This window comes from Indioceanicola profundi, from assembly GCF_003568845.1.
In the GTDB taxonomy this organism is placed as follows: Bacteria; Pseudomonadota; Alphaproteobacteria; order Azospirillales; family Azospirillaceae; genus Indioceanicola; species Indioceanicola profundi.
In genome coordinates this window covers 2,112,170-2,128,161 of record NZ_CP030126.1, presented here as the reverse complement: position 1 = coordinate 2,128,161, position 15,992 = coordinate 2,112,170, and the positions used below count along the sequence as shown (strand labels likewise).

At 65.9% G+C, this 15,992-nt stretch carries 15 protein-coding genes and 1 other RNA gene; 11 read left to right on the top strand and 5 right to left on the bottom strand.

What is annotated here, in order from left to right:
- Positions 1-25: 25 nt before the first annotated feature.
- Positions 26-1,984: an RNA polymerase sigma factor RpoD gene (gene rpoD / locus DOL89_RS10170; RefSeq protein ID WP_119679045.1), complete on the top strand. Its 1,959-nt coding sequence runs from the start codon at positions 26-28 to the stop codon at positions 1,982-1,984.
- Between the two features lie 96 nt (positions 1,985-2,080).
- Here rpoD and DOL89_RS10165 read toward each other — a convergent pair whose 3' ends face one another.
- From DOL89_RS10165 to ssrA, 3 genes are all read right to left on the bottom strand, one after another.
- Complete coding sequence (locus DOL89_RS10165) at positions 2,081-2,443, bottom strand: TfoX/Sxy family protein (protein ID WP_119679044.1); 363 nt, start codon at positions 2,441-2,443, stop codon at positions 2,081-2,083.
- Positions 2,444-2,532: 89 nt separating this feature from the next.
- The gene (locus tag DOL89_RS10160) at positions 2,533-3,006 is read right to left on the bottom strand and encodes an SspB family protein (protein ID WP_119679043.1); all 474 of its coding nucleotides are present in this window, start codon (positions 3,004-3,006) and stop codon (positions 2,533-2,535) included.
- A gap of 50 nt (positions 3,007-3,056) precedes the next feature.
- Positions 3,057-3,404, bottom strand: a transfer-messenger RNA (tmRNA) gene (gene ssrA / locus DOL89_RS10155).
- A gap of 248 nt (positions 3,405-3,652) precedes the next feature.
- Here ssrA and DOL89_RS10150 point away from each other — a divergent pair.
- The 8 genes from DOL89_RS10150 to DOL89_RS10115 all read left to right on the top strand — a co-directional run bounded on the left by DOL89_RS10150 (position 3,653) and on the right by DOL89_RS10115 (position 11,837).
- Positions 3,653-5,896 (top strand): TonB-dependent receptor, encoded by a 2,244-nt coding sequence (locus tag DOL89_RS10150; RefSeq protein ID WP_119679042.1) that lies wholly within the window; start codon positions 3,653-3,655, stop codon positions 5,894-5,896.
- A 111-nt stretch (positions 5,897-6,007) separates the two neighbouring features.
- Positions 6,008-6,901, top strand: coding sequence for a thymidylate synthase (gene thyA, locus DOL89_RS10145; protein WP_119680360.1), 894 nt, complete (start codon positions 6,008-6,010; stop codon positions 6,899-6,901).
- The gene (locus DOL89_RS10140; protein ID WP_119679041.1) at positions 6,898-7,410 is read left to right on the top strand and encodes a dihydrofolate reductase; all 513 of its coding nucleotides are present in this window, start codon (positions 6,898-6,900) and stop codon (positions 7,408-7,410) included. The genes thyA and DOL89_RS10140 overlap by 4 nt, the downstream gene beginning before the upstream one ends.
- Positions 7,401-8,042, top strand: coding sequence for an elongation factor P hydroxylase (locus tag DOL89_RS10135; protein WP_119679040.1), 642 nt, complete (start codon positions 7,401-7,403; stop codon positions 8,040-8,042). The genes DOL89_RS10140 and DOL89_RS10135 overlap by 10 nt, the downstream gene beginning before the upstream one ends.
- Positions 8,043-8,123: 81 nt before the next feature.
- Positions 8,124-9,515, top strand: a complete 1,392-nt coding sequence (locus DOL89_RS10130) for a pyridoxal-phosphate dependent enzyme (protein ID WP_225889755.1) — start codon at positions 8,124-8,126, stop codon at positions 9,513-9,515.
- Between the two features lie 21 nt (positions 9,516-9,536).
- Positions 9,537-10,199: a CatA-like O-acetyltransferase gene (locus DOL89_RS10125; protein WP_119679039.1), complete on the top strand. Its 663-nt coding sequence runs from the start codon at positions 9,537-9,539 to the stop codon at positions 10,197-10,199.
- Positions 10,196-11,362, top strand: a complete 1,167-nt coding sequence (locus DOL89_RS10120; RefSeq protein ID WP_119679038.1) for a trans-sulfuration enzyme family protein — start codon at positions 10,196-10,198, stop codon at positions 11,360-11,362. The genes DOL89_RS10125 and DOL89_RS10120 overlap by 4 nt, the downstream gene beginning before the upstream one ends.
- 4 nt (positions 11,363-11,366) lie before the next feature.
- Complete coding sequence (locus tag DOL89_RS10115) at positions 11,367-11,837, top strand: GNAT family N-acetyltransferase (RefSeq protein WP_119679037.1); 471 nt, start codon at positions 11,367-11,369, stop codon at positions 11,835-11,837.
- Positions 11,838-11,921: 84 nt separating this feature from the next.
- Here the strand turns inward: DOL89_RS10115 and DOL89_RS10110 are convergent, their stop codons facing one another.
- Both DOL89_RS10110 and apbC read right to left on the bottom strand, forming a co-directional pair.
- Entirely contained in the window at positions 11,922-12,221 is a 300-nt protein-coding gene (locus DOL89_RS10110; protein WP_119679036.1) for a hypothetical protein, read from the bottom strand.
- Between the two features lie 173 nt (positions 12,222-12,394).
- A complete protein-coding gene (gene apbC, locus DOL89_RS10105) occupies positions 12,395-13,546 on the bottom strand; it encodes an iron-sulfur cluster carrier protein ApbC (RefSeq protein WP_119679035.1) in 1,152 nt (383 codons plus the stop codon).
- A gap of 149 nt (positions 13,547-13,695) precedes the next feature.
- On the opposite strand from apbC, the gene hflK reads away from it, so the two are divergent.
- Positions 13,696-14,880: an FtsH protease activity modulator HflK gene (gene hflK / locus DOL89_RS10100; RefSeq protein WP_119679034.1), complete on the top strand. Its 1,185-nt coding sequence runs from the start codon at positions 13,696-13,698 to the stop codon at positions 14,878-14,880.
- A gap of 13 nt (positions 14,881-14,893) precedes the next feature.
- The gene (gene hflC / locus DOL89_RS10095; RefSeq protein WP_119679033.1) at positions 14,894-15,865 is read left to right on the top strand and encodes a protease modulator HflC; all 972 of its coding nucleotides are present in this window, start codon (positions 14,894-14,896) and stop codon (positions 15,863-15,865) included.
- Positions 15,866-15,992: the final 127 nt, after the last annotated feature.

The window sequence follows — 15,992 nt, the reverse complement described above, 5'->3', positions numbered from 1 at the left end:
GAGTGAGTGCGGGGGCATCCAGCGAATGGCGACCAAAGCGACGCAGACCGCGGAAGTGACGGAAACTCGTGAGGAGGAGGCCAACGGCCCCCTCATGGACGGCATGGCGATCGCCGTTAAGAAGATGATCGCCCGCGGCAAGGAGCGCGGCTACGTCACCTATGACGAGCTGAACGCGGCCCTGCCGCCGGACAGCTCCTCCTCCGAGCAGATCGAAGACACGATGGCCCTTCTCTCCGAGATGGGCATCAACGTCGTCGAGGCCGAGGAGCAGGAGGACGGGCAGGAGCCCGCCGCGGACGGCGAGGAGCGTGTCTCCGGCAATCTCAACGACGACGACATCGGCCGTACCGACGACCCCGTGCGCATGTATCTGCGCGAGATGGGCTCCGTCGAGCTGCTGTCCCGCGAGGGCGAGATCGCGATCGCCAAGCGGATCGAGGCCGGCCGCGAGATGATGATCGGCGCGATCTGCGAGTCGCCGCTGACCATTCAGGCCATCATCGAATGGCATCAGTCCCTGACCGAAGGGAAGATGCTGCTGCGCGACATCATCGATCTGGACGCCACCTACGGCATCGACCCCGAATCCGGCGAGCCTACGGGCGATGGCCTGGACGCGCCTCCCGCCGATGGCCCGCGTGAGGAGGAAGAGGCCGACGCCCCCGAAGGCGAGGGCGAGGCCGAGCGCGGCGGCGAGGGCGACGACGAGGAGAACAATATCTCCCTCTCGGCGATGGAAGCCGAGCTGAAGCCCAAGGTCATCGAGACTTTCGGCAAGATCGAAGAGACCTACGAGCGCCTGCACAAGCTGCAGGAGCAGCGTCTGGCCGCCCTTCAGCGCGGCGAGGAGCTGCCCAAGGGCTCCGACAAGAAGTACGACAAGGTGAAGGCCGAGCTGACCGAACTGGTCAACTCCGTCCGCCTGAACAATGCCCGGATCGAGCAGCTCGTCGAGCAGCTCTATGCGCTGAACAAGAAGCTGCTGGGCTATGAGGGCCGGCTGCTGCGCCTCGCGACCGACTGCAAGGTCAAGCGCGAGGACTTCCTGCACCAGTATTACGGGTCCGAGCTGGACCCGAACTGGCTGGAGCGCTGCCGCTCGATCAACAAGGCGTGGGCCAAGTTCGCGGAGAAGTCCGCCAGCGATGTCGGCCGCGTGCGCGACGCCATCGGTGACGTCTCCCAGCAGGCCCGCCTGCCCATCGGCGAGTTCCGCCGCATCGTGCAGACGGTGCAGAAGGGCGAGAAGGAGGCCAGCCGGGCCAAGAAGGAGATGGTGGAGGCCAACCTGCGCCTCGTCATCTCCATCGCCAAGAAGTACACGAACCGCGGCCTGCAGTTCCTGGACCTGATCCAGGAGGGCAACATCGGCCTGATGAAGGCGGTCGACAAGTTCGAGTACCGGCGCGGCTACAAGTTCTCCACCTACGCCACCTGGTGGATCCGGCAGGCGATAACCCGCTCGATCGCGGATCAGGCGCGGACCATCCGTATCCCGGTCCACATGATCGAGACGATCAACAAGCTGGTCCGCACAAGCCGCCAGATGCTGCACGAGATCGGTCGCGAGCCGACTCCGGAGGAGCTGGCCGAGCGGCTGATGATGCCGCTGGAGAAGGTGCGCAAGGTCCTGAAGATCGCCAAGGAGCCGATCTCCCTTGAGACGCCGATCGGCGACGAGGAGGATTCGCATCTCGGCGACTTCATCGAGGACAAGAACGCCGTCCTGCCGCTGGACGCCGCCATCCAGGCGAACCTGCGCGAGACGACGACGCGCATACTCGCCACGCTCACCCCGCGTGAGGAGCGTGTGCTGCGCATGCGCTTCGGCATCGGCATGAACACCGACCACACGCTGGAAGAGGTCGGCCAGCAGTTCAGCGTGACCCGCGAGCGTATCCGCCAGATCGAGGCGAAGGCGCTCCGCAAGCTGAAGCACCCGTCCCGCAGCCGCAAGCTGCGCAGCTTCCTGGATACCTGAGCGGTATCGGAGGCCTGCACGAGAAAACGCCCGGAGGCTCCAGCCTCCGGGCGTTCTTCGTTTCAGGCTCTGGGAATGCGGAGTTCGTCAAATCTCTCAGGTGGCCCGGACCTTTCGGGGCTTCGTCTTCGCCTTCGCGCGCATCGCCGCTTCCAGTGCCGGGCGCGCCCAGGACAGCAGCTCGTCGGTGTCGTCGAACACCGTCTCCGGCGGCGGGTGATAGCCCATGGTCTGATCGGGCTTATCGGGGAAGGGCACGAACGGCTTCAGGCCCAGGGCCGTGTAGGCCGGGCGATTCGCCTCATCCACCTTGAAATAGAGCACGTCGTCCGCGACCAGCGCGAAGGTCAGACCGTCCAGGGACAGGCCGTATCCGCCAAACATCGCCCGGGCCTTCACCTCGCCCAGGGGAGCCAGAAGCTCCAGCAGGTAGTTCACGTAATCGCGGGATGCGGACATGGGAAATCTCCGGACGATAAAGGTCCGGAGAGGATGGCGCGGGTTTGATGGAACGGGAAGGGGCTGCGGCGCGGCCGCAACGCAGAAGCTTACTTCTTGCGGAAGGCGTCCAGGGCCACGACTGTGGCGCTGCCGGTCTCATTCTGCTCTTCCGGCTCGGGCTTGGCTTCTTCCGCGGCCGGCTCCGCCTCCTCCTCCGTGGTGTCGACCACGGGCTGGAACTGGAGGGCGAAGTTCACGGACGGATCGGCGAAGGTGGTGATGGCGGACAAGGGAACCGTCAGCCGCTCATGCTTGCCGCCAAAGGACAGCGTCACCCCGAATCCGTCCTTCGTCACCTCCAGCCCATAGAACTGGTACTGGAGAACGATGGTCATCTCCCCGGGATACTGAGTCCGCAGGAAGTCCGGGATATCCACGCCGGGCGCATGGGTCCGGAAGGTTAGGTAGAAATGATGCTCGCCGGGCAGGCCGTGTTCCGCCACCTCGGACAATGCCTCACGGACGACGCCGCGCAGCGCCCCTTCCACCATCCGGTCGTACCGAAGCTGATCCTTGGACATGCGCGCCGTGACACCCCGTGACGGAACCGGCCGGTATGGCCGGAAAATCAGGTGAGGGGCTTCTGTTGCCGGGTGCCCCCCGAACCCCGACCTTAGCTAACTACCAACATCCCTTAAGGGGGAGTGTTAGGCAGCCATGCGCAGGTCAGACGCCGAGTTGTCGTTGGCATCTATGAAAATGGCCCGGTAACGGCGGAACCATGCCGAGCGAAAACCATGCCTTTACCACGCGCGTCGATCCTGTTTCGCCCCCATGCCCGCTGACAACGACGGGAGATGGTGGAGGCGCCGGGTACCGCCCCCGGGTCCGCAACGCTTATTCCGCATAGCGTTTATCGCCATAGTCGGGCGAACCCGACCCACCGAATATAGGGACTGGCGCGCCGGGGTGGAAGAGGTTTCAGGCGATTGTCCGCGGTCTGCTCCGGAAGAGGAGCCCCCAAATGGAGTGAAGACTTTGCGCAACGGTCGCGAAGAGTTTACGCCTGCGGGAGAGGGGTTCGATTGACAGCCGGCATGGCCCCCAATAACGATGCCGTAACAAAAAAATCCGGCAGCCGATGTTGCGCGCCGTGACCCGCGCAGCGGGATGGGAGGGACGCCTACTTCGGGCAACCCATAAAAATCACTGCTGAAGGGTCTACTCATGAAGGTCGGGTCGGAGCGCATGAAGGGCTTGCTGCGCGCAAGCTGCGGCGCGTTTGCTATGATTGCAGGGGCCGCGGCGCCCGCCTTGGCGCAGAATGCGCCGGCTCTTGAGGAAATCATCGTCACGGCGCAGAAGCGCCAGGAGAACCAGCAGCAGGTTCCCGTCTCCGTGGCGACGGTCAGCGGTGAGCGGCTGTCTAACTATGCCACCGGCGGCCAGGATATCCGCTTCCTCTCCGCCCGCGTGCCCAGCCTGACCGCGGAGTCGTCCTTCGGCCGTACCTTCCCGCGCTTCTATATCCGCGGCCTCGGCAACACCGATTTCGACCTCAACGCCTCCCAGCCGGTCAGCCTGGTCTATGACGAGGTCGTGCTGGAGAACCCGATCCTGAAGGGTCTGCCGGTGTTCGACGTGGAGCGGGTCGAGGTTCTGCGCGGGCCGCAGGGCACCCTGTTCGGCCGCAATACCCCGGCCGGCATCATCAGCCTGGTCTCCAAGAAGCCGACGGAAGAGACCGAAGGCTATGCCAGCGTGAGCTATGGCCGCTTCAACAGCATCGACATGGAAGCCGCGGTTGGCGGAGCCATCGTCGAGAACAAGGTGTCGGCCCGCATCTCCTTCCTGCATCAGCGCCGCGACGACTGGGTGGACAACACCTTCACCGGCGTCGAGGACGATCTGGAGGGTTATGACGATACTGCCGGCCGCGCCCAGGTGCTGTTCACGCCGAACGACCGCCTGAGCATCCTGGCGAACGGCCACTTCCGTTCCGCCAACGGCACGGCGCGCGTCTTCCGCGCCAACATCATCGAGCAGGGCACCAACAACCTGCGCGACAATTTCGACATCGACAAGGTCGCCCTGGACGGGGAGAACGTGCAGGAGGTGAACCAGCGCGGCGCCTCGCTGAAGGTGAGCTACGACCTGGATGCCGTCACCCTGACCTCCATCACCGCCTATGAGCATGGCGACGTGTTCTCCCGCGGCGACGTGGATGGCGGCGTTGCCAACTTCCAGTTCGATGGCGGGCAGGACTCGATCCCGTTCCCGGTCGAGTCCGCCAGCAAGGTGCCCGGCGTGACCCAGTGGTCGGAAGAGTTCCGCGTATCCTCCAACGGCAGCGGCCCGCTCCGCTGGCAGGCCGGCGTCTACTACTTCAACGATGATCTCGACTTCCAGAACATCAACTACGGCAATGCCGCGCAGCCGCTGGGCTGGGCGTCGGTCGCCACCTCCAACCAGGAGAACGAGGCCTGGGCGGTGTTCGGTCAGGCCAGCTACGACATCACCGAGGCGCTGACGGTCACCGGCGGTCTGCGCTACACGGATGACAAGCGTGAGCTGACCAAGTTCACGACCAACTACAGCGCGGTCGATGGTTCGGTCGCCAGCGTCGTCACCGACCCGCTGGTCGAGGTCTCGGACGACCGGATCACCTGGGACGTGGCCCTGGACTACGCGGTGACGGACGACGTGCTGCTGTTCACCCGCGTGGCCAACGGCTTCCGTGCCCCGTCCATCCAGCCGCGCAGCCTGGCCGGCACCCCCAGCACCACGGCAGGGGCGGAGAAGATCCAGTCTTATGAAGTCGGCGTGAAGTCGGATCTGTTCCAGAACCGCGCCCGCGTGAACCTCACCGCCTTCTATTACGAGGTGAAGGATCAGCAGTTCACGGCCGTGGGCGGCATCGGCAACGCCAACACCCTGCTGAACGCCGAAAAGGGCGTCGGCAAGGGCTTCGAGGCGGAGCTGGAGCTGATCCCGGTCGAGAACCTGTTCCTGACTGCGGGCCTCAGCTACAACGACACGGAGATCAAGGACGACGACCTGTTCGTCGCCTTCTGCCGGAGCTGCACGGTGACCGATCCGCTGGTGACGCGCGACGGCTCAACCCTGGCCAGCATCGACGGCAATCCGTTCCCGCATGCGCCGAAATGGATCTTCAGCACCACGGCCCGTTACGGCATCCAGCTGGGCGGGGGCGAGCTCTATGCCTTCACCGACTGGTCCTATAAGGACAACGCCAACTTCTTCCTGTACGAGTCGGTGGAATTCCAGAACGACTCCTACTGGCTGGGCGGCCTGCGGGTCGGCTACGCCTTTGACCGCTTCGACATCTCCGCCTACGTCCGCAACATCACGGACGAGGAGCAGCTCGAGGGCGGCATCGACTTCAACAACCTGACCGGCTTCGTCATCGAGCCGCGCACCTACGGCGTCACTGCCCGAGTCACCTTCTGACCGGTCGGCGTAAGCCTTTGAGGGCAGGGGCCCGGCGGGAAACCGCCGGGCCTTTCCTTTTTCCGCCCAGATTGGCACGTTGGGGATCGCGAACCCAGCCGGTGTATGACGATGCTCCCCCATCCCGAACAGCAATATCTCGATCTGCTGCGCCACATCCTGGACCATGGGGACGAGCGCATGGACCGCACCGGTGTGGGCACGAAAAGCGTGTTCGGCTGGATGATGCGGTTCGATCTCGGGGCCGGCTTTCCGCTGATGACCACCAAGCGGGTCTATTGGAAGACCTGCTTCCGCGAGATGCTGTGGTTCCTGACCGGCGGGACCAACATCCGACCGCTGGTCGCCCAAGGCGTGAAGATCTGGACCGACTGGCCGCTGAAGGCCTATCGCGAGGCCACCGGCGACCGGATCACGATGGAGGCGTTCGAGCGTCGCATCGTGGAGGAGCCGGACTTCGCTGAGAAATGGGGCGATCTCGGCCCCGTCTATGGCAAGCAGTGGCGGCGCTGGCTGGGGCCTGACGGGCGGGAGCACGACCAGATCGCGGGCCTGATCCAGGGCATCCGCACCAACCCGGCCAGCCGCCGGCTGCTGTTCCACGCCTGGAACGTGGCGGAGGTGGAGGGGATGGCCCTGCCGCCCTGCCACATGGTCTACCAGTTCCATGTGGCGCGCGGGCGGCTGTCCTGCCTCCTCTACCAGCGCTCCGCCGACGTGCTGCTGGGACTGCCCTTCAACATCGCAGGCGCCTCCGTCCTGACCCATATGCTGGCGCAGCAGACCGGGCTGGAACCGGGGGAGCTGGTCTGGAGCGGCGGCGATGTCCATCTCTACTCGAACCATTTCGAGCAGGCGGAGCTGCAATTGACCCGCGATCCCCGGCCATTCCCGACCCTGAGGCTCCTGCGCAGGCCGGACAGCATCGACGGCTACCGGATCGAGGATTTCGAGATGTCGGGCTATGAGCCCCATGCCGCCATCAAGGCGGAGGTGGCGGTATGACCAAGCTGTGCCTGATCGCGGCGGTGGCCCGGAACGGGGTCATCGGGGTGGATGGCCGCCTGCCCTGGAAGCTGCCCGGCGATTTGAAGTTCTTCAAGCGCACCACCATGGGAAAGCCCATGGTCATGGGCCGGCGGACGTGGGAGAGCTTCGGGGCCAGGCCGCTGCCGGGGCGGCCGCATCTGGTGCTGACCCGTGACCGGGATTACCGCGCCGAAGGGGCCACGGTGGTCCATGAGCTGGATGCCGCACTGGCCGAAGCGCGCCGGCTGGCGGCGGACGCCGGCTTGGACGAGATCATGGTGATCGGCGGGGAGGCGCTGTTCCGCGAGACCCTGCCGGTGGCGGACCGCGTCTATTTGACCGAGGTCAATGCCGAACCGGCCGGCGATGCCTATTTCCCCGACTTCAGCCGCGCTGCCTTCCAGGAAAATGAGTTGGAGCGGGCGGAGGCGGCAGGGCCGGACAGCCCGGCCTATCGAATCCTGGTGCTTGATCGATGCAACTGACCCACATCCCGGAAGACCAACTGCCTGCCGCCATCGCCGCCGTCCGGGGCCATCTCGCCCCCGGAACCCTGGCGCGGCAGGTGTTCGATCGGATCGCGGCGACGCTGGAGCTGGTGCCGCAGGGCTACGACACGCCTGCGCACCGGGCGCAGGCCGTGGAGCTGTGCCATCGTTTCGGGATCGAGACGATCGATGAAGCGCCGCAGGACGCCTATTCCTATGATGGCCGCGCCATCCGCACCCGGTCGGAAGCCTATGTGCTGATCCATGAGGTGGCGCACTGGCTGGTCGCCCCGCCGGAGCGGCGCGGCCTGAAGGATTTCGGCCTCGGAGCCGGGCCGGAGACGGGTCGGATCGACGAGGCCAATGCCGTCCTGTCCGTCGACCAGGAAACCCAAATCGAGGAGGAGGCTCTGGCCAGCCTTCTGGGCATCCTGTGGGAGGCTGAACTCGGCCAGCCGGCCATCCTGGCGTTCCTGGAGCAGAACTGGCTGGAGGGGTGGGAGCGGCCCTCCTGCGCGGCGAATCTGGCCGAGAATGTCCAGCGCCTGCACGGGCGCGGACTGATCGATGCCGCCGGCCGTCCGATTCCGCCGGAATCGTTCGCCGCGGGAGTGCGCCGCGCAGCTTGATTTCGCGGCTCGGAAGGCGGTTGCCGAGGCCCTTGTTCTGCGTTCTCCTGGATGCAAATCCATAAGATCCAGGGGAGGATCATGCCTGACACCGCCATGCCGCAGACCACTGCGACGCCCGCCATCCTGTCCATGATCGGCGACACGCCGCTGGTCCGGGTCACCCGATTCGATACCGGCCCGTGCGAGCTGTACCTGAAGCTGGAGAACCAGAATCCCGGCGGCAGCATCAAGGACCGCATCGCCCTGAAAATGGTCGAGGCGGCGGAGGCCGATGGGCGGCTGGGGCCGGGCGGGGTGGTGATCGAGGCCACGGCCGGCAATACGGGTCTCGGGCTGGCGTTGATCTGTGCCGCCAAGGGCTACCGGCTGATCCTGGTCATCCCCGACAAGATGGCGGTGGAGAAAATCAACCATCTCCGCGCCCTGGGGGCGGAGGTGCGCATCACCCGCTCCGACGTCGGCAAGGGCCATCCCGACTACTACCAAGACATCGCGGAGCGGCTGTCGAAGGAGATCCCGGGCAGCTTCTACGTCAACCAGTTCGCCAACCCGGTGAACCCCAGGACGCATGAGGAATGGACCGGCCCGGAAATCCTGCGCGACATGGGCGGGGATGTGGATGCCGTGGTCTGCGGCGTGGGCTCCGGCGGCACCATGACGGGGCTGGGCGCCTTCTTCGCCAAGGCCAGCCCCAAGACGGAAATGGTGATCGCCGATCCCGCCGGCTCCATCATCGCCGACCTGGTCAACAAGGGCACCCATGAGGAGCCGGGAAGCTGGGTGGTGGAAGGCGTGGGCGAGGATTTCGTGCCGCCCAACTGCGACCTGCAGTACGCCAAGGCCGCCTATTACGTCACCGATGCGGAGAGCCTGAACGCCGCCCGTGAGCTGCTGCGCAAGGAGGGCATCCTCGGCGGCTCCTCCAGCGGCACCTTGCTGGCCGGCGCGTTGAAGTACTGCCGGGACCAGACGGAGCCCAAGCGCGTGGTCACGCTGGTCTGCGACACCGGCAACAAGTACCTGTCCAAGATGTTCAATGATGCCTGGATGGCCGACCAGGGCTTCATCGAGCAGGAGCGGCACAACGATCTGCGCGACCTGATGACCCGCCGCTACGATAAGGGCCAGGTCGTCTCCGTCGGGCCGGAGGACACGCTGCTCACGGCGTACAAGCGCATGCGGATCAGCGAGGTTTCCCAGCTTCCCGTCATGGATGGCGATCGGGTGGTCGGCATCCTGGATGAAAGCGATCTGCTGCTGCACGTCCAGAAGGACCCCACGCGCTTCAAGGACAAGGTCTATACCGCCATGGTCAACCGGCTGGTGACCGTGCCGGTAACGGCGGATATCAAGACCCTGACCGACCTGTTCGACCGCAACATGGTGGCCATCATGGTGGATGGGGACAGTTTCCTTGGCCTGTTGACCCGGATGGACCTGCTGAACTATCTGCGACGGCAGATGGGCTGATCGGGCCCTGGGAGAACCATCATGATCGACCGGCAGGCGCAGATCGCGCTGTTCGGCACCTATGACCAGCCGGCCGTGAACATCACGGCCGAGGCGGAGTGCATCGATTTCACCGCCCCGGCCAAGGCGGCCGGCATCCCGCCCTTCGCCCTGCTGCTGCACGGCATCGGGCGGGCCAGCATGGAGGTGGAGAATTTCCGCCTCCGCCTGCTGGACGGCAAGGTGTCGCGGGTGGAGCGGCTGCGCCTGTCCTACACCGTGCTGGGCAGGGGGGAGAACCTGAACTTCTCCACCCTGGACCATACGGATGATTTCGATGCCTACCTCGCTGCCTATCTGGCCGACCGGGAGCTGGCGCGCGATGCGGTGGAGCTGCGGCTGACGCCGCTGACGGATCGCGACTATCTGTTCGTCACCTGCCTGCCCTGGCTGCGCTTCACGGCGATCCAGCACCCGATGGCGCGCTTCGGCGATTGCTCCATTCCCAATATCGCCGTCGGCAAGTTCGCCCATGCCGATGGCCGCTTGCGCTTTCCCATCGCCGTCCAGGCCCATCACGGGCTGGTAGATGGTCTCCACATCCATCGCTTCATCGCCCGCCTGGAAGAGATCATGGGGGAGCTGGCGGCCATGGCCGCGGCCCGGCGCCCCGCTTCGGCGGCCATGCTGGAAGGGACTTCATGACCACCCACCGCCCCAACCGCCAGGGTTTCTCCACCCGCGCCATCCATGCCGGGCAGGAGCCGGACCCCACGACCGGCGCCATCATGGTGCCGATCTACGCGACCTCCACCTACGTCCAGGAAAGCCCCGGCGTCCATAAGGGCTATGAATACAGCCGCAGCCAGAACCCGACCCGCATGGCCTATGAGCGGTGCGTGGCCGACCTGGAGAGCGGTGCGCGCGGCTACGCCTTCGCCTCCGGCCTCGCTGGGCAGGCGACGACCCTGGAACTGCTGGATGCCGGCAGCCACGTCATCGCCATGGACGACCTCTATGGCGGCAGCTACCGGCTGTTCGAGCGGGTGCGCAAGCGTACCGCGGGGCTGAGCTTCAGCTTCGTCGATATGGCGGACCCGGCGGCGGTGGAGGCTGCGATCCGGCCGGAAACCCGGATGATCTGGGTGGAGACGCCGACCAACCCGCTGCTGAAGCTGGCGGACCTGGAGGCTGTGGCCGCCATCGGCCGCCGCCGCGGCATCATCACGGTCTGCGACAACACCTTCGCCAGCCCCTGGGTGCAGCGCCCGCTGGAGCTGGGCTTCGACATCGTCAGCCACTCCGCCACCAAGTACCTGAACGGCCACTCCGACATGGTGGGCGGCGTCGTGGTTGCGCGGGAGCAGGGGGAGCTGTCGGACAAGCTGGCCTTCCTGCACAATGCCGTGGGCAGCATCCAGGGGCCGTTCGAGAGCTTCCTGGTGATGCGCAGCCTGAAGACCCTGGCGGTCCGGATGGAGCGGCACTGCGAGAATGCGGCGGCGCTGGCGGAGTGGCTTGAGGCGCATCCCGCCGTCGCCAAGGTCCGCTATCCCCACCTGCCGAGCCATGCTCAGTACGATCTGGCGAAGCGCCAGATGCGGGCCGGCGGCGGCATGATCACCATTCATCTGAAGGGCGGGCTGGAGCCGGCGCGCCGCATGCTGGAACGGTGCGAGCTGTTCAGCCTGGCCGAAAGCCTGGGCGGGGTGGAAAGCCTGATCGAGCATCCCGGCATCATGACCCATGCCAGCATCCCGGTGGATCAGCGCACGGCGCTGGGCATCGACGACGGGCTGGTGCGCCTTTCCGTCGGAATCGAGGATCTGGACGATCTCCGCCACGATCTCGAACAGGCGCTGGGGTGAGGCAATGGGCGACGGGCTGAGAATCACCAGGGCCGATCCGCGCTGTGACGAGGCCCGCGCCCTTGTGGCGGAACTGGACGCCTATCTCGGCACGCTGTACAGCCCCGAGGACAACCATCTGGTCCCGGTGGAGGAACTGGCCGGGCCTGGCGCGGTGTTCCTGCTGGCCCTGGACGGGGACCGGGCCGTCGGCTGCGGCGCGATCCGCCTCTATGACGGCTATGCGGAGCTGAAGCGGATGTATGTCCGGCCGGAGATGCGGGGCCGGCATGTTGCGTTGAGGCTGCTCCAGAGGCTGGAAGAAGAGGCCCTGGCGCTGGGCCAGCCCTTGGTGCGGCTGGAAACCGGCCCGCAGCAGAAGGAGGCCGTGGCGCTTTATGAGCGGCAGGGCTTCACCCGCTGCGAGCGCTTCGGCGACTATCCGAGCTGCGGCGGCAGCCTGTTCATGGGAAAGCGCCTTCACGCGCCGGCATAGGGCCGAACCTCGACAGAAAAGAAGGCGCCTGGTTTCCCAGGCGCCTTCAGGTTCGGCACGAGGCTATAGGATGGGGGCCTGGTCTCAGTGCCGAATCTCCCACGCGAACTCCACATGACAGGGCGCGTTGGGCATGGCCGCGATGGGATTCATCTGCAGCCAGGTCCAGAAATCGCTGAAAGGTAGCTGGGGACGGGCCTGGGCATAAGCGCCGAGCTGGGCCGCGATACGCTCGCTCAGCGTCCGGGTGACCTGCTCATAGGCGACTTCCGGCACGCCGTGGCTTACGACCAGATCGCCCGTGCGCGGGTCGGTGGCGCGGAAGCTGTGGCTTCCATCGCGGAACGCATATGCAACTTTGATCGGTTCGTTCTGATACATCATGTCCGTCCCTCAGCGGATCGCGCATATTATGTATCATTGCTGAACAGGATTGGAAAGAAAAAGACCCATGCGCTTTGCGCGGCGCAGCATTTCGCCGCATCAACGAAAACCGCCCGGCTTTTGACCGGGCGGTTTTGCTTATTCAGGCCTGGAGATGGAGGCTGCGGCCGGCCTTATTCCACCACGATCCGGGGGCCGGCGCGGCGGGCGCTCGTGCCGCCGATTTTTTCCCAGATGCGGGCGGCGATGGCGCGGTAGGATTTGGCGTGTTCGCTGGTCGGGTCGGCCACCACGATGGGCTGGCCGGCATCGCTGGTTTCACGGATGGCGATGTGCAGCGGCACCTCCCCCAGGAAGTCCAGCCCCAGCTTCTCCGCCTCTGCCCGCGCACCGCCATGGCTGAAGATGTCCGAGCGATGGCCGCAATTGGGGCAGCAAAAGTAGGACATGTTCTCCACGATGCCCAGTACAGGCACGTCCACGCGGCGGAACATGTTCAGCCCCTTGCGGGCGTCCAGCAGGGCGATGTCCTGCGGGGTGGAGACGATGACGGCGCCGGCCAGCGGAACCTGCTGCGCCATGGTGAGCTGGGCGTCGCCGGTGCCCGGCGGCATGTCCACCACCAGCACGTCCAGCTCGCCCCAGTTGACGTCGCGCAGCATCTGTTGCAGCGCCGACTGCACCATGGGGCCGCGCCAAATCATCGGCGTGTCCTCGGCCACCAGGAAGCCCATGGACATTACCTTGATGCCGTAATTCTCCATCGGCTCCAGCGTCTTGCCGTCACGGCTGTTCGGCTTGCCGCTGATGCCCAGCATGCGCGGCATGGACGGGCCGTAGATGTCGGCGTCCAGGAGCCCCACCTTCTGGCCGTTGGCGGCCAGCCCTAGCGCCAGATTGGCGGCGGTGGTGGATTTGCCGACGCCGCCCTTGCCGGAGGCGACGGCGATGATCGCCTTCACGCCGGGAACCATCGGCTTCTGCGCCTGTCCCTGGGCCGGTGCATGGCTGTGGCCATGCCCGTGATCGTGGGAATGGCCGCCCGATGCGCCGCGGGTAGGCATCTGCGGGCCGGCGCGATGGGCCGTCAGAACGGCAGTCACCGAGGTGATCCCCGGAATATTGTCGACCGCCTGTTCTGCGGCGCGTCTAAGCGGTTCGAGCGCAGCTCCACGCTTCGGATCGACCTCGATTGAGAAGCCGACATTTCCGTTCTTGATAACCAATCCGGAAATCATGCCGAGAGCGACGATATCTTGGCCGCGGTCGGGGTCTTTTACCGTCCTCAGCGCGTCCAGAACTTGTGCCTCGGTGATGTCGGCCATGGTTGAAAACTCCAAGCGATTCCCAATATCCGGACGGTAGACCGCGGCGGAACTCCTTCCCCACGGTCTCCGGCTTATATACGGTGGCCGGGGTCCCGTTGAAAGCACCGGGCTCGGGTCCAAGGAACGAAAACGAAGGGTCGGTCGAAATGCCCTGGAATAATCAGAGCGGCGGTGGGGGCGGTGGCCCGTGGGGCTCCCCTCCGGGAGGCGGCAACAACAATCCGTGGGGCCGGCCGAGCGGCGGCGGCGGATCGCAGCCTCCGGGTCCGGACCTGGAGGAGTTGCTGCGCAGGAGTCAGGATCGCTTCAAGCGGGTGATGCCCGGCGGGTTCGGCAGCGGCAAGGGCATCGCGCTCGCCCTGCTGGTTGTCGGCGGCCTGTGGATGGCCAGCGGCATCTACCGCGTCCAGCAGGACGAGGCGGGCGTGGTGCTGCGCTTCGGCGAATATGTCCGCACGGAACTGCCCGGCCTGCGCTGGCACCTGCCATCGCCGATCGAGACGGTCTACACGCCCCAGGTCACCACGGTGAACCGGATGGAGATCGGCTTCCGCTCCGTCGGGGATAATCGCCGCGGCGGCAGCGAGCGGGACGTCGAGGACGAGAGCCTCATGCTCACCGGCGATGAGAACATCATCGACATCGACTTCACCGTATTCTGGAAGGTCAAGGAGGAGGCCGGCGCCGCCGCCGACTACCTCTTCAACATCCGCGATCCCGAGCAGACGGTGAAGAAGGCCGCGGAGAGCGCCATGCGCGAGGTGATCGGCCAGACCGACATCCAGCCGGCGCTGACCGAAGCCCGCCAGCAGATCGAGACCCGCACCCGCGAAATCCTCCAGGCCATGCTCGACAGCTATGACGCCGGTATCGCGGTCACGCAGGTGCAGCTGCAGAAGGTGGACCCGCCCTCCGCGGTGGTGGACGCCTTCAACGACGTGCAGCGCGCCCGGCAGGACCGCGAGCGTCTGCGCAACGAAGCCGAGGCCTACCGCAACGACATCATCCCGCGCGCCCGCGGCGAGGCCGAGCGGCTGATCCAGGAGGCCAGCGCCTATCGCGAGGAGGTGGTCAGCCTGGCGCAGGGTGATGCGCAGCGTTTCGTTTCGGTGCTGGAGGCCTACAACAGCAATCCGGAAGTGACTGCCAAGCGCATGTATCTGGAGACGATGGAGGCCGTTCTGGGCGGCACCAACAAGATCATCATGGATGGCGGCCAGAACGGTACGAACGGCGTCCTGCCGTATCTTCCGCTGGATCAGTTGACCAACCGCCTGCGGCAGCAGGGTCCGGCCAGCGGGCCGGCCCAGCCAGCGCCCCAGTCGCGCTGAGGAGAGCGCTCACATGAACAGAAAGCTCATAATCCTCGGCATCGTCGTGCTGGCGGTCGCCATCCTGGCGTCCTCCTCGCTCTTCACCGTCGCGCAGACCCAGCAGGCGCTGGTGCTGCAGTTCGGCGAGTGGAAGCGGACCATCCAGGAGCCCGGCCTGAAGGCCAAGCTGCCCTGGCAGGACGCGGTGATGATCGAAAAGCGCGTCCTCGACGTGGACCCGCCGGTGGAAGAGGTGATCCTGGCCGACCAGAAGCGGCTGGAAGTCGACGCCTTCGCCCGCTACCGCATCTCCGACCCGCTCCGCTTCTACCAGTCGGTGCGTACGGAGTTGGCGGCGGAGCAGCGCCTCTCGACCATCGTCAACTCCTCGCTCCGCCGCGTGCTCGGCTCGGTCACCCTGCTGGCCGTGCTGTCGGAGGAGCGGTCGAAGGTAATGACCAACATCCGCGATCAGGTGAATGACGAGGCGCGAGCGCTGGGCATCGACATCGTCGATGTGCGCATCCGCCGGGCCGACCTGCCCGAAGCCACCTCCCAGGCGGTCTATGAGCGCATGCGGTCCGAGCGTGAGCGCGAGGCCCGCGAGGCCCGTGCGCAGGGTCAGGAGCAGGCGCAGCAGATCCGGTCCCGCGCCGAGCGCGAGCGCACGGTCATCCTGGCCGAGGCGCAGCGTGATGCGCAGGTCCTGCGCGGCGAAGGCGACAATCAGGCGATCCGCATTCTTGCCGAATCGGCTGGGCGCAACGCGGAGTTCTACCAGTTCTACCGCTCGCTGGAGGCATACCGGCAGGCGCTCAAGGACGAGAACACCTCCCTGGTTCTGTCGCCGGACAGCGAATTCTTCCGCTTCTTCGGAGATACCGGGGCCGTGCGTTCCCCGCAGACTCCGCCGGCGCAGGGCGGCGGTCCCACCCCGGCGCCGGAAGGGCAGGCTGCCCTTCCGCCCGCTGCGCAGGGCGCCGAGGTGCCGCCGGGCCAGTAATCCGGGCGGCGTCTGAAACCCTTTCCCTCCAGTGCGGCCGGACCGGGCCTTTCCCCGGCCCGGCCGTTTTCCTGTCCGGACCCTTATCCGCGCAATCCCGGGCGGATAGGCCGGCCTGCAACGGAAC

Coding starts and splice junctions, on each gene's coding strand:
- DOL89_RS10165 (WP_119679044.1), bottom strand. CDS start 2,443: ATGTCCGCATCCCGCGATTACGTGAACTACCTGCTGGAGCTTCTGGCT.
- DOL89_RS10120 (WP_119679038.1), top strand. CDS start 10,196: ATGACCACCCACCGCCCCAACCGCCAGGGTTTCTCCACCCGCGCCATC.
- DOL89_RS10160 (WP_119679043.1), bottom strand. CDS start 3,006: ATGTCCAAGGATCAGCTTCGGTACGACCGGATGGTGGAAGGGGCGCTG.
- apbC (WP_119679035.1), bottom strand. CDS start 13,546: ATGGCCGACATCACCGAGGCACAAGTTCTGGACGCGCTGAGGACGGTA.
- DOL89_RS10125 (WP_119679039.1), top strand. CDS start 9,537: ATGATCGACCGGCAGGCGCAGATCGCGCTGTTCGGCACCTATGACCAG.
- thyA (WP_119680360.1), top strand. CDS start 6,008: ATGCTCCCCCATCCCGAACAGCAATATCTCGATCTGCTGCGCCACATC.
- DOL89_RS10140 (WP_119679041.1), top strand. CDS start 6,898: ATGACCAAGCTGTGCCTGATCGCGGCGGTGGCCCGGAACGGGGTCATC.
- rpoD (WP_119679045.1), top strand. CDS start 26: ATGGCGACCAAAGCGACGCAGACCGCGGAAGTGACGGAAACTCGTGAG.
- DOL89_RS10110 (WP_119679036.1), bottom strand. CDS start 12,221: ATGATGTATCAGAACGAACCGATCAAAGTTGCATATGCGTTCCGCGAT.
- hflC (WP_119679033.1), top strand. CDS start 14,894: ATGAACAGAAAGCTCATAATCCTCGGCATCGTCGTGCTGGCGGTCGCC.
- DOL89_RS10135 (WP_119679040.1), top strand. CDS start 7,401: ATGCAACTGACCCACATCCCGGAAGACCAACTGCCTGCCGCCATCGCC.
- hflK (WP_119679034.1), top strand. CDS start 13,696: ATGCCCTGGAATAATCAGAGCGGCGGTGGGGGCGGTGGCCCGTGGGGC.
- DOL89_RS10115 (WP_119679037.1), top strand. CDS start 11,367: ATGGGCGACGGGCTGAGAATCACCAGGGCCGATCCGCGCTGTGACGAG.
- DOL89_RS10130 (WP_225889755.1), top strand. CDS start 8,124: ATGCCTGACACCGCCATGCCGCAGACCACTGCGACGCCCGCCATCCTG.
- DOL89_RS10150 (WP_119679042.1), top strand. CDS start 3,653: ATGAAGGTCGGGTCGGAGCGCATGAAGGGCTTGCTGCGCGCAAGCTGC.